This is a genomic window from Salmonella sp. HY31 (genome assembly GCF_042604575.1).
GTDB classification, from domain to species: Bacteria; Pseudomonadota; Gammaproteobacteria; order Enterobacterales; family Enterobacteriaceae; genus Salmonella; species Salmonella diarizonae.
This window is the reverse complement of sequence record NZ_CP170479.1, coordinates 3,356,782-3,371,980: the sequence shown is the minus strand read 5'-3', so window position 1 is coordinate 3,371,980 and position 15,199 is coordinate 3,356,782. Positions and strand designations below refer to the sequence as shown.

The following is a 15,199-nucleotide window of genomic DNA, read 5'->3' as shown; positions in this document are numbered from 1 at the left end:
AGGCAGCAATGAAAGGGCTAACGGAAAGAGGATGCGCAGGCATCCTCTGTGTAAACGCGTTAACGCTTATGCAGATGGTTTAACGCAGGAAGTCGCCCGCGGCTTCAGGCTGATATTCGAGTTCCAGCACTTCGAGATGAGTGGAGGCGCCGCCCGGCAGTTCCCAGTGAATGGTGTCGCCGACGCGCAGTCCCAGCAACGCCGCGCCGACGGGCGCCATTACCGAAAGCTGGGTACTGCTGTCCGTCATATTGGCGGGATACACCAGCGTCCGCACGCGTGTTTCACCGTCGCTCAAATTGCGGAATTTAACGCGGCTGTTCATGGTGACGACATCGCTCGGCATCTCTTGTGGCGAACACATTTGCGCGCGATCCAGTTCGGCGTTGAGCGCGTCGGCAATCGGCAGATCCGCATACGCAGGCTGTTCCAGCAGACGATCAATACGTTCGGCGTCAAGGTCGTTAATGATAATAGTGGGTCTGGACATTTCTTACTCCATGTCATCGATACTGCGAGTAGTGCAGGTAAATGGTCCCAAAAGAAAACCCTCACCGTCTGGCGGCGAGGGTTTAGCTCTCATGATGATACTGAGACTTACCCCGTCTTTGAAGTGATTTAGTTCACATTCGGGTAAATCCTCAAACGTCATAGCCTTGAGTGAATTTTAGTCTACATTCGGGCGTGTTCTCAAATTTGGCTACGGTTTTAAACCTCTGTTTCGTCAATAACCGGCTTTATCGATAATAAACTGTTTCCCGCAGTTGCCGGGATGCGGCTGCGGCAGGAATGAGGCGGAGGAGAGCGGAGCGTTAATCATCGACGCCTTTAATGAAAACTGAATCTCTGTTAAATAGGCGGGATTACCATGGCAGTTTACTTTAACGGCTTTGACATTATCCTTGCCCCACATTTGTTCGACTACGTTATCAAACGCGGCGCGGCTAACGGTTTTGCCGTAATTATCCGCCAGAAACTGCCCCAGCGTGCTGCCTTTTATCGCCTTATCCAGCCGTATCATGGTGCCGAAATAGGCATTTGGATCAAACCCGAAACAGGCGCCATGTTTGGCATATTCGTAGCGCTCCAGGCAGGAATTTCCTCCCGCGCCGGGCATTACTTCCCTAAGCGTTGCCGCGATGTCAGGCGAAAGTCCGGGGTCGGGGGCTGCGCATTTCCGGCTGGCCCTGACTTCCGGCAGATTCGGGATTGGCCGCGTCGCACAGCCAAAGCGTTGCCAGCGTCGCTGGTCAACGCCGCGTGCGGCGATAGATTTGGGTAATCCTGGCCACAGGCCGTGGACGGTCAGAAAGTCTGCTTTGCTGGCTGGCTCTTTTTGCAGACGGCACTCATCGGGCTCCCGATGATGGCGTTCATGCTGGCTTTGACAAAAACCGGTTTGCCAGGAAAGCGCCAGCACATAGCCAGTGAAATCACCGTACTGTTGCGCCTGAAGTTCGTCGGCGTTGGCGGCAAAAATCGGGGTTAAGAGGACAGCCAGCAGCGGACTGTAATGCCATATTGTGTTCATGATGAATTCGATAATTTATACACATTATGAATATCACTCATTTAATCATAAAAAATGCCGCTCAGGTGAATCTGACCGGCATCATTTTTAACCTACGTTGGCGAAATGTTTAATTCCACATTGCCAGAATCGGCCAGCCCACCAGCAACAGCATAGCGATATAGATAACGCCAAAGATTGCGCCAAGCCGCCAGTAATCTCTGGATTTCACGTAACCGCAGCCGTAGATAATCACGCCAGGACCGGTGGCATACGGCGTCAGACAGCCCATGATACCGATTGACAGCACCAGCAGAATACACAGTTGTTCCATCGGAACGCCCGGAATACCTTTACCCACCGCCAGAATGACCGGCAGCATGGTCGCGGTGTGAGCGGAAAGGCTGGCGAACAGATAGTGCGCGAAATAGAACACCAGTACCAGTACAATGACGGTCGCATCCGGTGAGAAACCTTCCAGATGAGTGCTCATGGTATTGGCGAACCAGTCAATAAAGCCGGAGCGGGTTAAGCCATTAGCCATGACCACCAGCGTAGCGAGGTTCACCAGGGTGTTCCAGGCGCTGTTGTAACGCGTAATGTCTTTCCACGGCACGACATGCAACGCCAGCATCAGTGAGACGGCCAACAGACCCACGGCGGTAGCGTTGATGATTTTTCCGCCAAAAACCCATAATCCTAAGCTAAGCAGCACCAGGCCAATCAGCGTCCACTCTTTGCGGGACAGACGTCCCATGCTTTTTAACTCGTCGCCAGCCCAGGCCGCGACTTCCGCACTGTGGGTTACTTCGGGTTTATAAAGCACATAGGAGAGCCACGGCGCAACTATCAGTAAAATAATCCCTACCGGCAGAAAGCTGAGAAACCACTGCAGCCAGCTAATCTGGACGCCGGCGATCTTGCTGACGAACTCCAGACCTAACACGTTTGGTGCCGCGCCAGTGACAAACATAGAAGAGCTAAGGCTGGTACTGATCACCATCATCCACATCAAATAACCGCCGATGCGGCGTGCGGAAGGATCGTTTGGAAACGATTTAAACAGCGGCGGCAGGTTTTTGATGACCGGGAAGACAGTACCGCCGGTACGGGCGGTATTGGATGGGGTAAACGGCGCCAGTAAAATATCGATAATGACAATCGCATAGCCGAGCGTCAGCGTGCGTTTGCCCATGAATTTTACCAAAAACAGCGCAATGCGGCGCCCCAGCCCGGTCACTTCGTAGCCCAGCGCGAAAATAAATGCGCCAAAGACCAGCCAGACCGTGGTGCTGGAGAAACCGGCAAGCCCCCATTTCAGCGCCTGTTTACTGGCTTTAAACGCTGGATCGGCCAGTTCTGAAGCATCAAATAGCAGGTAATTGCTGCCGATAACGCAAATGGTTACGGCGATAAAACTGATCGCCGTCGCCGGGATTGGCTCGAGGATCATACCAACAATCATCGCGACGAAAACCGCAAAATAGTGCCAGGCCTGCGGCGGCATACCATCTGGAACAGGAATCAGCAACATGACGCCCATCACCACTAATGGGGCCAACAACTTCCATATATTATCTTTGGATAAAGACATAAATGACTCTCCGGAAAGGATATTTTCTATAATTGTGTTAATGATTAACTTGCGAAATTTGCGCTAAAAACCAGGTCACGATCAGCAGATCGGCGCTACTGCCGGGGCTGAGATTGCGTTCAATGCATTGCTGATCGAACCGGTGGAGATAAACGAGATCGTCAGGAGTCCGTATGCCGCCCTGATGTAATAAGAACGCCGCCTGCTGCTGTAACCAGCGCAGGCCGTCCGCCCCGCCGCGCGACGCGACGTTGGTATCATCGTTAAGCGACATCAGCAGCAGTAAGGTATCAAGCAGTGCCAGTTCCGGATCGCTCCCCTGCGCCAGCAATGCGCGGTAGTGCGGCAGAGCGTGGCGGATGACCAGTGGGTAGCCCGCTTCCGCCTCGCCGCGCGCGCCGGTTAATCCCAGTTGCTGATACAGCCGCTGACCTGCCGTAAGCTGGAGATTGTTCTGGCGCAGTTCGCGCGTGGTCAGGCCGCGGCAAAAGTCGGCGACGGTAGCGCAGAGCGTTTCTGCGGCGATCGGCTGGCGTTGCTGATACAGGCGGCCAATAGCGGCGCACAGTAGTCCCAGTGAGAAAATGCTGCCTTTATGGGTATTGACGCCTGCTGTTGCGCGAAACATCGCCGCTTCACAGGCCATCCCCAATGGACGCAAGCCCGCCAGAACCGACTCTGGTGGCAGGCGCGTGCAACTTGCGCCATATTCCATAAAGCGCGGCAGCCAGTCTCGAATCGCCTCCGCGCTGTGGTGAAAATCCACCAGCGCCATATCTTTGTGCGCGCCGCAGTTTAGCCGGTCTACCAGACCGGGTTTTGGCGATAAATTTACCTCGGTCAGCATGGCGCGCCAGGCCAAATCGGCCCAGGCGTGGTACAGCGACTGAGGCTGAATGGAGGCGTTAGTTGGGTTGGCGGGAATCGGCATCATGCAGCAGCGCCTCCATATGAATCAGTAAATCAGCCAGCGCGTGGGTTTTACCCCGCGCGCATTCAGCCGCGCTTTGCCCGCACAGCAGACATCGGCGGGCGGGAAGCGCGAAATGGTGGCGGGAGAGTATTTCGCCTTCCGCCGTCAGGACATCGATATCCCACAGGCGCCCCAGTGGATAACGCTGTTCAAGCGTAATGGTCGCCTGTTTGAGCGCCTGAGCGGGCGCGTCAATCGCCAGCAACCCTTCCGGTCCGCTGGCGGAAGCCAGTGCAGCCTGCTCCCGGATGGTCCAGCTATACTCTTCTGCCAGCGTGTGCAGGGCAGTCACGCCGTGATTAAAGATCCGGCGGGTTAACGCGCTGTCTTTCATCGGGCCTGGCGCCACCACGGTAAAGGAGACCAGCGGAGTGGCGTGACGGGTAAGCCAGGCGCGCTGTCTTGCTTGTCTCTCATCCCGGCTGGCGAGCAGTTCAGGAATAGAAACGTCGTGACAGGCGGCGAGTTCCGGAAGCAGGCGCATGGCTTATTCCTTCACCTGATGCACCACATCGATCACTGAACCGTCGCGATAACGCACGACAGCAATCACGCGGTCGGTGAATTCGATAGGGCAGGGCTGACCGGTAAGCAGTTGCGCGCGTTCGCGCAGCCATTCAATCGATACCACTTTCATTCCCGCTGCTTTCAGGCGTTCAGCGAGCTCCGGACGCGCCGGGTTGACGGCGATACCGTGATCGGTGACCAGAATGTCGACGCTGGAACCCGGTGTGACGCAGGTGGTGACGTTATCAACCAGCGTTGGGATGCGACCGCGTACCAGCGGCGCGACGATGATGGATAGCGCCGCCGCGACGGCGGTATCGCAGTGACCGCCGGACGCGCCGCGCAGAACGCCGTCGGAGCCGGTCAGCACGTTAACGTTAAAGTAGGTGTCTACTTCCAGTGCGCTCAGCACCACCACGTCCAGACGGTCGACGGAAGCGCCTTTAGAACCCCAGTTGGCGTACTGGTTAGCGCTGATTTCGATATGGTTCGGGTTACGCGCCAGGGATTGTGCAGCGTTACGATCGAAGCTCTGAACGTCAAGCAGTTTGCGGATTAAGCCCTTTTCATGCAGGTCGACCATGGTGGCGGTGATACCGCCCAGCGCGAAATTAGCCACAATGTTGCGACTACGCATTTTGTCTTCCAGGAAGCGGGTGACCGCCAGCGATGCGCCGCCGGTGCCGGTTTGCAGTGAGAAACCTTCGTTAAAGTAGCCGGAGTGAGCAATGACTTCCGCCGCGCTGCGGGCGATCAGCAGTTCACGCGGGTTAGTGGTCATGCGGGTCGCACCAGCGCCGATTTTGTTTGCATCACCGACTTCTTCGATTTGCACGATCAGATCAACCTGATCCTGGGCGATGCTGGCTGGGTTATGCGGGTATGGCAGCAGTTGCTCCGTCAGCATCACGACCTGCTTCGCGCTGTCGGCATCAACCATCGCATAGCCCAGTGAACCGCAACAGGCCTTGCCGGTATAACCGTTAGCATTACCGAATTCATCGCAGGAGGGCACGCCAAGAAACGCAACATCAATATTGAGTTCCCCGCTTTGTACCAGATGCACACGACCGCCGTGGGAGTGAATCTGAACCGGCTCAGCCAGCAGGCCACGAGAAATTTCTTCCGCCAGCGGGCCGCGCAGACCTGACGTGTAGATGCGCCTGACCACCCCGTTACGAATGTGTTCAACCAGCGGCGCATGGCAGTCGCTCAGCGAACTGGAGGCCAGCGTCAGGTTTTTGAAGCCCATCTTCGCGATGGTTTCCATCACCAGGTTAATCGTCAGATCGCCGCCGCGAAACGCGTGGTGAAAGGAGAGAGTCATACCGTCGCGTAAACCGGAACGGTGGATGGCCTCTTCCAGGCTGGCGCACAGTTTGTGGTTGCGCGGTTTTTGCGCTTGTAGATTCAATTTTGCCGCACTTTGGTAAGCGCTCAGTTCGCTTTCAGCGTGACGGCTCCAGGTTGCTACGCGATCCTGGCGTTGAGATTCGTTTTTCTGCGTCATTTTTTTGCCTTATTCTTCGCGAATACCGGAAAGTTCTGCACGGGAGAGCACCAGACGGGCGCGTTCAATCACCGGGCTGTCGACCATCTTGCCGTTAAGGGAAACGACGCCGAGACCTTCGCGGGCGGCGGCTTCTGCGGCTTCAACCACCAGACGCGCATGGGCGACCTCTTTACGCGTCGGCGCATAAAGGTTGTGCAGCAGTTCGATCTGGCGGGGGTTGATCAGTGACTTACCGTCAAAACCCAGTTGTTTAATGTGGGAGGCTTCTTGCAGGAAACCGGCTTCGTTGTTGGCGTCGGAATAGACGGTATCGAAGGCCTGAATACCGGCGGAACGCGCGGCCTGCAAAATGGTGCAGCGGGCGAACAGCAGTTCGGTGCCTTCCGGAGAACGTTCGGTGCGCAGGTTGCGAACATAGTCTTCCGCGCCCAGCGCAATCCCGATCAGCCGTTCAGAGGCGTGGGCGATTTCTACCGCGCGGGTAATACCCAGCGGCGATTCCACGGCGGCTAACAGGCCGGTACTGCCCGGTTCGCGACCGCAGGCGTTTTCAATGCGTAGAATTTCGTTTTCGATGTCAATGACATCCTGCGCGGTGTCGGTTTTCGGTAAACGCACCACGTCCGCGCCGCCGCGCACGACCGCTTCCAGATCGTTGACGCCCCATTCGGAGTCCAGCGCGTTCACGCGGACAATGGTTTCGACGTCACGGTAAAGAGGATGTTGCAGCGCGTGATAAACCAGACGGCGCGCCGCGTCTTTTTCGCGTAATGCAACGGAGTCTTCCAGGTCGAACATCAGCGCGTCGGCCGGATAGATAAACGAATTGCTCACCATCGCCGCGTTGGCGCCCGGTACGAATAACATGCTGCGGCGGGTGCGGGTTTTACGTTGTTGCAGAGAGGCGGAAATCATTGGCGATCCTCCCAGGGCAGAGCGGCAATACCGCTGGCGCGCGCCAGTAGCGTTTCCAGTCGGGCGCGCAAAATGCAGTCCAGAGCGCCTTTATCATCGACGTTCAGTTGCACACCGCGCACATCGTAGCGAGAAAGCACCTCCAGGATAGTGGCGCGAATGGCCTCGCCAAACTGTTTTTCAACGCTACTGTTGATTTGCAGGTCAATATCCTGCGTATCGAGCGGCGCAATGCGTATCATCACATCACCGGACTCAAGCGTGCCTGCGACGGCTAGCTGCTTTATTTTCATTTTTCACCTGTTGCTAATGCGGGGGACTTTTGACGGGCTGCCGCGCTGCCCGGATGGCGTTCGTCCATGCCCTGCAAATAGCGCAGGGTGGCGTCGGGAACCAGCGGCGCGATAGCCGTGAGATCGTGTTTAACCAGCAGCTTGCGTACCCAGGAGGCGGATATCGGCGTCTCCTGGAAGCGAAGCCGCTCTATTTCCACCAGCGCAATGGGTGGGGCAGGAAGCGTTGGCGTCTCCAGCCAGAAACACATATCACGGTTGTACTGGGCGGTAACGGTGCAAAACGGCTCCGTACCGACAAAACGGTGTGTGATGCCAAGCGCGGGCGCCAGATACTGGCGGAAAATCTTCAGGTCGATTTCGGTATAACAGTGATTAATGACGCTCTGCTCTTTAATGAAATAGCAGGGGAACGTCGCACGAGAAATAATGTATTCGGAGCCGCGGTGAACGGTTAAGCGTGGGATATCGGTTGTCCCTTTAAGTACCAGATTGAGTCGGTCTTCATAGGGAAAGCGTGACGTATCCTCTTTGACCAGGAACAGATGCAGCCAGTCGCACTGCGCAGCCGCCTGTTGGATCAGATAGCGATGACCGTGAGTGAAAGGATTGGCGTTCATCACGATACAGCCAATTTTCTTTCCCTCATGACGCAATGTCGCCAGCGATTCCGCATACCGTTTCAGCCGGGTCGCGCTATTTTCCATTAATACCATCACGCCAGGGACGCTGGCTATCGTCGAAAAGCTGCACTGTTTAAACAGCGCTTCGTATTCCGTTTTTGTATAAATAAAAAGATGGGTGCAGTGCCGTTCCCAGGCGAGATTAATCAATTCCGTCGCCAGCGTTAACGCTAAACCTTCGCCGCGTACTGATTCGCTAATGGCCACGCATTTAATGATATTTCCGGCGATACCGCCGCAGGCAATAAGGCGGTTATGACGGGTGACGGTAATAAACACCTCGACGGTGGTATCGACGCTTAAATCATTCTCTTTGAGAAAGCGAGCGATCTCCGCCATTTTTTTATTTTCAGAGCGTTTTACCCGGGTGAATACATTATTGCCAAACATAGTAAGAAATATCCTGGTGATATGCTTGTTGCCACTTTTCTGTATATGTTGCGCTGTGTTGCAACTTGATAACTTTTTCTTTTCAGTCAGAGTGGGAGGGTTTTTATTGCGAATTATTTATTTTTCTCTCTGACGTATACATCGTAAGGAGTATTTTGGAAGTAAATTTTGATTTATTTCACAAAGCGTTAGATGGTTTTTAAGTGTTTTATGGTTTTAAGTTTTTTAATTAATTTAATCGCCATTCCGGCGGTGGGTTTTAGTTGTTTAATTGATTTAATGTGGGGAATCTGTAACGATCGCTTTTTATATGCCTCAAGTTAATTAAAACATTTTTATTACATTTGCGGTAAGTCCGTAGTGAAATGCCCATAAGGAACCTTAATGCCATATCAGAAAAATAAAAAGCTGTTTCCTTTTTTTCGGCAACTCGCGTTTCCGTTACGTATTTTTCTGCTCATTCTGGTGGTTTCTGTTTTCATCGTGGCAGCGCTAGCACAATATTTTTCTGCCAGTTTCGAAGATTATCTGGCGTCCCATGTTCGTGACATGGCGATGAATCAGGCAAAAATTATTGCCTCTAACGACAGCATTATCGCCGCCGTAAAAACCCGGGACTATAAACGCCTGGCGACAATTGCGAATAAACTACAGCGCGGGACGGATTTTGACTATGTGGTGATAGGCGATCGCCACTCGATCCGGCTTTACCATCCGAATCCGAAAAAAATCGGTTATCCCATGCAGTTTACGAAACCCGGCGCGTTGGAAAGAGGAGAAAGTTATTTCATTACCGGCAAGGGCTCGATAGGGATGGCGATGCGCGCTAAAACGCCCATCTTTGACAACGAAGGCAACGTGATCGGCGTTGTTTCAATTGGCTATCTGGTCAGTAAAATCGACTCCTGGCGGCTGGACTTTTTATTGCCGATGGCGGGTGTTTTTGTACTGTTGCTGGTGGTATTAATGCTGCTTTCCTGGTTTTTCGCCGCGCATATCCGCCGACAAATGCTGGGCATGGAGCCGAAACAGATTGCGCGCGTGGTACGCCAGCAGGAGGCGCTGTTTAGTTCGGTCTATGAAGGATTGATCGCCGTTGATCCGGAGGGACATATCACCGCGATTAACCGCAATGCGAGAAAAATGCTGGGGCTGCCGTCGCCGGGGCGTCAGTGGCTGGGTAAGCCGGTAGCGGAAGTCGTCAATCCTGCAGACTTTTTTACCTGCCAGATCGCAGAAAGACGCCAGGATGTGATGGCCAACTTCAATGGCTTGAGCGTCATCGCCAATCGTGAAGCTATCCGCTCCGGCGAGGAACTGCTGGGCGCTATTATTAGTTTTCGCAGCAAGGATGAAATCGCGACGTTGAATGCGCAACTAACCCAGATTAAACAGTATGTTGAGAGTCTGCGCACGCTACGCCATGAGCACCTGAACTGGATGTCGACCCTGAGCGGCCTGCTGCAAATGAAAGAGTATGATCGGGTCAGAGAGATGGTGCAGGGCGAATCGCAGGCGCAGCAGCAACTTATTGATAGTTTACGTGGTGCTTTCGCCGATCGTCAGGTGGCCGGTTTGCTGTTTGGCAAAGTTCAGCGCGCGCGTGAACTGGGGCTCAAGATGGTGATTGTTCCCGGCAGCCAGCTACATCAACTGCCGGAGGGGCTGGATAGCACGGAGTTCGCCGCTATCGTCGGGAATCTGCTGGATAATGCGTTTGAAGCAAGTTTGCGTACACAGGAAGGCGACAAGACCGTCGAACTTTTCCTGAGCGACGAGGGCGACGAGGTGGTGATAGAGGTCGCCGACCAGGGCTGCGGCGTTCCTGAAGCGCTGCGGGAAAAAATTTTTGAACAGGGCGTAAGTACGCGAACCGACGAACCCGGTGAGCATGGTATCGGGTTATATCTGATTGCAAGTTATGTGGGGCGCTGTGGCGGGGTCATTACACTGGAAGATAATGATCCTTGTGGCACCTTATTTTCTTTATTCCTTCCGAAAGTGAAAAAAAACGATGACAGAACCATTAACCCTATTGATCGTTGAGGATGAAACGCTGCTGGCGGAGATGCACGCGGAATATATCCGCCATATTCCTGGCTTTAACCAGATATGGCTGGCGGGCAATCTGGCGCAGGCGAGAATGATGATTGACCGGTTCAAGCCTGGATTAATTCTGTTGGATAATTATCTGCCGGATGGGAAGGGGATTACGCTGCTGCATGAATTAATGCAGTCGCGCTATCCTGGCGGCGTAGTGTTTACGACCGCTGCCAGTGACATGGAGACGGTAGCGGAAGCGGTACGTAGCGGCGCGTTTGATTATCTGGTCAAACCTATTGCTTATGAACGTTTGGGGCAGACGCTGACCCGTTATCAACAGCGCAGACGTATGCTGGCGAGCGCGGATAGCGCAAGCCAGAAGCAGATAGATGAAATGTTCAACGCCTATGCGCGCGGCGAACCGAAAGGGGATTTGCCGACGGGTATTGATGCCTTAACCCTTAATGCGGTGATGAAGCTGTTTGCCGATCCAACAGTACGCCATACGGCTGAAACGGTCGCGCAGGCCTTAACGATAAGCCGCACCACGTCCCGACGCTATCTGGAATATTGTGCGAGTCGGCACCTGATTGTCGCAGAGATTATTCATGGCAAAGTGGGTAGGCCGCAGCGTATTTATCACGGCGGCTAAGCCAGGCTTAAGATGCCGGGACGGTGTTTTACCTCGCCCCGGCGCTTACCGACTATCAGCCGCCAGTGACGGCGGAGGAGGCGCCTGGCACCATAATTTCCGTGGCGATAATGACTATCAACAGACCGACCATGACCGGAACGGACGTGCGTTTCACCACTTCAAACGGTGATATTTTAGCCATCCCGGCGACAGCGACCACCACGCCGGAGACCGGCGAAATCGTGCGCCCCAGGTTTGAGGCTTGTAGCATTGGGATTGATAAATAGGCTGGGTTAATACCGGAGGAGTGCGCCAGTTTAGGAATCATCTCAACAAAAGCGTAAAAAGGCGCATTGCCTGAACCAGTGGTCATCGCGGCCAACATGGTTAAAATCACTAATACCAGCATCAGAATAATGCTGGCGGAGCCAAAAGAGGTGGCGATCGAGATCAGACTTTGGATAAAGCCAATGGTGCTCAGCCCCTGGGCGAAAACGCCCGCCGCGACCAGCAGCATCACGACGCCGGCAAACGCATCCGCCATGCCGCGATAAGCCACTTCCAGACCGGAAAACACATTTTGCGTATTGAAGCCGCGCACGAATTCCAGCACGGCGGCAAGCAGCATACAGATCACCAGGATGGTAATAATGTGTAGCTGAGGCCCCCATTTACCGTCAAAAATCAGTACGCCGATAATGGGCGTGAACGGCAAAAGGGCATAAAACGCAGGGGCAGTTGTGGTAATCTCCGCCACGTCCAGCATCTCATGTGAAATGTTCTCTTTTTTATCCAGATAGCGCTGCCAGAAAAAGTGCGCAATCGCCATACCGATAATTGCGGCGATGGAAATCGGTAGAGTGGTTTTGAACGCAAAGTCGATTAATGGCATTTCCGCCGCTTTTGCGGCTAAAACCACATCGCCAGACGTTGGCGAGAGGATGATGGCGGCCGGAGAGGCGCAAATAGCCGCCGCCGCGCCGCGGCTAATGCCGACGTTTACCATCACCGGGAAGAGTGTGGCCATGAGCAGTACGCCAAGTCCTGTCGCGGAAGAGACGGCCAGCGACATCAGACAGGCGACAAAGTAGGCGGCAATCATTAATAGATAGGGCGAATTGATGTATTGCAACGGCTTCGATGCCAGCTTCACGACCATATCATTCGCGCCGATATGCGTCATATAGGCGGCAAAACCGCACAGCATCATGATCATCATGCCAAGATCGCCGCCGCGACTCATGAGCAAAATTTTGATGTATTCAACAATATCGGTTGCGGTATAGCCAGTACTGGTTTCGCTGGCAGGTAATACGTTATGTCCCATCAGCGCGCTGATAATAAGCAGAACCAGACCGCCGACAAATAAAACGCCAGTGGCGGAATATCCCTTAATGATGTAGCGCGCTACGCCCACAATAACGACGACTCCGATAAGGAGCTCTATAACTGTTAGCATTGTTTCCCCTGTCTTATCGACATCCAGAGTAAAAAATAAGAGCCACAAAAGTGGTATAAAAATGTACCGAATAAAGGATGGCGCCTTACTGATTAAAATCACGGCGCTGTTATTTTTTCATGTCACCGCTAAAGATGAAATATGTTTATACGACATTTTCCGCAGTGCTATAAACATCAATTTATTGTTATTTTATTGTTCTGTTTTTGTGCTTTGTTTTGTGTTATTTGTGAAAACTTAGTAAGGAGCGCGCGACGGTTCTGAGTGCTAAATCAAACGCCGTTAACCCGATACTCTCTCAGGTTATTCTCTGTTTATAGTTTGTTAAGATTTTATTCAGGTTAATGTTGTTATTATCACGGTCGAATTTTTGAACGGTATGTATGTTGTGATGATCATCAGAAAGCATTTTTTTATTATCGCTCTCCTTGTTATGCCATGGCTGGCTATTCCTTCAGTCGCTGCGGCGGATAAAGGGTGGTTTAACACGTTTACCGATAACGTTGCAGAAACGTGGCGACAGCCTGAGCATTATGATTTGTATGTCCCCGCCATTACCTGGCATGCGCGCTTTGCCTACGATAAAGAGAAAACGGATCGCTATAACGAGCGGCCGTGGGGCGTTGGTTTTGGTCAGTCGCGTTGGGACGACAAAGGCAACTGGCATGGCCTTTATATGATGGCCTTTAAAGATTCATTTAACAAATGGGAACCCATAGGCGGTTATGGCTGGGAAAAGACCTGGCGACCGCTGGAAGACGATAATTTTCGCCTGGGATTGGGCTTTACTGCAGGCGTTACAGCGCGTGACAACTGGCATTATATTCCCATCCCTGTGCTGTTCCTTTAGCATCGATAGGCTATGGTCCCGCCACCTTTCAGATGACCTACATTCCGGGTTCGTATAACAATGGAAACGTCTATTTTGCCTGGATGCGTTTCCAGTTTTGACGAGGAATGGCATTCTTCTGTTGTGAATTAAAAAGCCTTAAAAAACAATAAGTAGATAGGGTTAGCTAAAAATTAACGCGATATTTATCACTTTTTCGCAAAGTTCGACTGGACAAAATGCATCACAATTGTTGTACTGGTATCCGACACAGCATTTGTGTCTATTTTTCATGTAAAGGTAATTTTGATGTCTAAGATTAAAGGTAACGTTAAGTGGTTTAATGAATCCAAAGGATTCGGTTTCATTACTCCGGAAGATGGCAGCAAAGACGTGTTCGTACACTTCTCTGCAATCCAGACCAATGGTTTTAAAACTCTGGCTGAAGGTCAGCGCGTAGAGTTCGAAATCACTAACGGTGCCAAAGGCCCTTCCGCTGCAAACGTAACTGCTCTGTAAGCATACGTCCGACAGCAAGATTTCAAAACCCGCCCTTTCGGCGGGTTTTTTTGCGCTTAACGCGCCGCTGCGGCGGAAAATAGCCAGAATGCCAGCGCCGTCATGGCAAACGAACCCAGTAAGTTAATTAGCACATTCAGTAACGCCCAGCCAAAGCGCCCCTCTTGCAGCAAAAATACCACTTCGGCAGAAAAAGTAGAAAAGGTCGTCAGGCCGCCGCAAAAGCCGGTAGTGATGAGCACTTTCCACATCGGATCGATATGTGTCATGCGGTTAAACCAGGCGAACCCCATGCCGATAATAAACGCGCCAAGCAAATTTGCTGTTAGCGTACCGATGGGAATCGCCTGATGGAGCGGGTTAAAACGCATACTTAGCATCCACCGGGCTACGCTCCCCGTTCCACCGCCGATAAAAACTGCTAAAAGAAGCTGTAACACTGCCGAATCCTTTATTTAATTGCTATACAGGAGGAGTGTAACGCCGAACAAGCATAATTGGCGAGTCCTGACAGATGTGTGGGAGGTGATATGTTCGTTGCAGCCGGACAGTTTGTCGTAAGCCCTGTATGGGAAAATAATGCGCAAGTCTGCGTTTCGTTAATGTCTCAGGCGGCGGAGCGCGGCGTATCGCTTCTGGTGCTGCCTGAGGGGATATTAGCGCGAGATGACATCGATCTTGACCTGCCGATTCGCGCCGCGCAGCCGCTGGATGGCGCGTTTATGACGCGGCTTCAGGAAGAAAGCGCTCATAATAATATGACGACGATATTCACTGTCCCTGTCCCGTCAACGCCCGGACGGGCGGTTAATATGTTGGTGGCGTTGCGGGCGGGTAATATTGTCGCGCGTTACGCGAAGCTGCATCTCTATGATGCGTTTTCGATGCAAGAGTCTAAAAGTATTGATGCCGGAGCCCTTATCGCGCCGGTACTGGACGTCGAAGAGTTTAAGGTGGGGCTTATGACCTGTTATGACCTGCGCTTTCCTGACATGGCTCTGGCGCTGGCTTTACAGGGAGCCGACGTATTGGTGCTGCCGACGGGCTGGATTCGCGGCCCGTTGAAAGAGCAGCAGTGGTCGACGCTGCTGGCGGCGAGAGCGCTGGATACCACCTGCTATATGATTGCGGCCGGGGAGTGTGGTAATCGTAATATTGGTCAAAGTCGTATTATCGATCCGTTGGGCGTAACGATAGCGGCGGCTGCCGATCGCCCGGCGCTGATCGTCGCGGAAATATTCAGAGAACGAATAGACCAGGTGCGGGAGCAGCTTCCTCTTTTGCAGCAACGACGATTTGCGCCACCGCAATTATTATGATGTTTTTTTACGCAAGGC

Annotated in this window: 15 protein-coding genes and 1 pseudogene; 5 read left to right on the top strand and 11 right to left on the bottom strand. The window is 52.9% G+C overall.

What is annotated here, in order from left to right:
- Positions 1-79 precede the first annotated feature (79 nt).
- The 9 genes from rnk to citC form a co-directional block, all read right to left on the bottom strand.
- Positions 80-490 (bottom strand): nucleoside diphosphate kinase regulator, encoded by a 411-nt coding sequence (gene rnk, locus ACE15A_RS16050; RefSeq protein WP_000089752.1) that lies wholly within the window; start codon positions 488-490, stop codon positions 80-82.
- Between the two features lie 234 nt (positions 491-724).
- On the bottom strand, positions 725-1,531 hold the full coding sequence (gene rna / locus ACE15A_RS16045; RefSeq protein ID WP_053508431.1) for a ribonuclease I: 807 nt from the start codon (positions 1,529-1,531) through the stop codon (positions 725-727).
- 109 nt (positions 1,532-1,640) lie between these two features.
- Positions 1,641-3,104 (bottom strand): citrate/succinate antiporter CitT, encoded by a 1,464-nt coding sequence (citT, locus tag ACE15A_RS16040; RefSeq protein ID WP_023246796.1) that lies wholly within the window; start codon positions 3,102-3,104, stop codon positions 1,641-1,643.
- 37 nt (positions 3,105-3,141) lie between these two features.
- Positions 3,142-4,038, bottom strand: coding sequence for a triphosphoribosyl-dephospho-CoA synthase CitG (gene citG / locus ACE15A_RS16035; protein WP_053508428.1), 897 nt, complete (start codon positions 4,036-4,038; stop codon positions 3,142-3,144).
- The gene (citX, locus tag ACE15A_RS16030; protein ID WP_053508427.1) at positions 4,010-4,561 is read right to left on the bottom strand and encodes a citrate lyase holo-[acyl-carrier protein] synthase; all 552 of its coding nucleotides are present in this window, start codon (positions 4,559-4,561) and stop codon (positions 4,010-4,012) included. Before citX ends, citG begins: the two co-directional genes overlap by 29 nt.
- Positions 4,562-4,564: 3 nt before the next feature.
- Complete coding sequence (gene citF, locus ACE15A_RS16025; RefSeq protein ID WP_064055894.1) at positions 4,565-6,094, bottom strand: citrate lyase subunit alpha; 1,530 nt, start codon at positions 6,092-6,094, stop codon at positions 4,565-4,567.
- Positions 6,095-6,103: 9 nt separating this feature from the next.
- Positions 6,104-7,012 carry a citrate (pro-3S)-lyase subunit beta gene (gene citE, locus ACE15A_RS16020; protein ID WP_053508425.1) on the bottom strand — a complete coding sequence of 303 codons (909 nt, stop codon included), beginning with the start codon at positions 7,010-7,012 and terminating at the stop codon, positions 6,104-6,106.
- Entirely contained in the window at positions 7,009-7,305 is a 297-nt protein-coding gene (gene citD / locus ACE15A_RS16015) for a citrate lyase acyl carrier protein (protein WP_023246801.1), read from the bottom strand. Before citD ends, citE begins: the two co-directional genes overlap by 4 nt.
- On the bottom strand, positions 7,302-8,378 hold the full coding sequence (gene citC, locus ACE15A_RS16010) for a [citrate (pro-3S)-lyase] ligase (RefSeq protein WP_053508423.1): 1,077 nt from the start codon (positions 8,376-8,378) through the stop codon (positions 7,302-7,304). The genes citD and citC overlap by 4 nt, the downstream gene beginning before the upstream one ends.
- A gap of 384 nt (positions 8,379-8,762) precedes the next feature.
- Here citC and dpiB point away from each other — a divergent pair, with 384 nt between their 5' ends.
- Both dpiB and dpiA read left to right on the top strand, forming a co-directional pair.
- The gene (gene dpiB, locus ACE15A_RS16005) at positions 8,763-10,424 is read left to right on the top strand and encodes a sensor histidine kinase DpiB (protein ID WP_023246803.1); all 1,662 of its coding nucleotides are present in this window, start codon (positions 8,763-8,765) and stop codon (positions 10,422-10,424) included.
- On the top strand, positions 10,393-11,073 hold the full coding sequence (gene dpiA, locus ACE15A_RS16000; protein WP_000138786.1) for a two-component response regulator DpiA: 681 nt from the start codon (positions 10,393-10,395) through the stop codon (positions 11,071-11,073). The genes dpiB and dpiA overlap by 32 nt, the downstream gene beginning before the upstream one ends.
- A gap of 55 nt (positions 11,074-11,128) precedes the next feature.
- On the opposite strand, the gene dcuC is transcribed toward dpiA, so the two are convergent.
- Positions 11,129-12,514, bottom strand: coding sequence for an anaerobic C4-dicarboxylate transporter DcuC (gene dcuC / locus ACE15A_RS15995; RefSeq protein WP_023182931.1), 1,386 nt, complete (start codon positions 12,512-12,514; stop codon positions 11,129-11,131).
- Positions 12,515-12,893: 379 nt separating this feature from the next.
- On the opposite strand from dcuC, the pseudogene pagP reads away from it, so the two are divergent.
- Positions 12,894-13,465 (top strand): annotated as a pseudogene (pagP, locus tag ACE15A_RS15990) (lipid IV(A) palmitoyltransferase PagP).
- 187 nt (positions 13,466-13,652) lie between these two features.
- The gene (gene cspE / locus ACE15A_RS15985) at positions 13,653-13,862 is read left to right on the top strand and encodes a transcription antiterminator/RNA stability regulator CspE (protein WP_000034826.1); all 210 of its coding nucleotides are present in this window, start codon (positions 13,653-13,655) and stop codon (positions 13,860-13,862) included.
- Between the two features lie 56 nt (positions 13,863-13,918).
- Here the strand turns inward: cspE and crcB are convergent, their stop codons facing one another.
- Positions 13,919-14,302 carry a fluoride efflux transporter CrcB gene (gene crcB / locus ACE15A_RS15980; RefSeq protein WP_000939753.1) on the bottom strand — a complete coding sequence of 128 codons (384 nt, stop codon included), beginning with the start codon at positions 14,300-14,302 and terminating at the stop codon, positions 13,919-13,921.
- A 90-nt stretch (positions 14,303-14,392) separates the two neighbouring features.
- Between crcB and ACE15A_RS15975 the strand changes: the two genes are divergently transcribed.
- Entirely contained in the window at positions 14,393-15,181 is a 789-nt protein-coding gene (locus ACE15A_RS15975; RefSeq protein ID WP_053508417.1) for a deaminated glutathione amidase, read from the top strand.
- Positions 15,182-15,199: the final 18 nt, after the last annotated feature.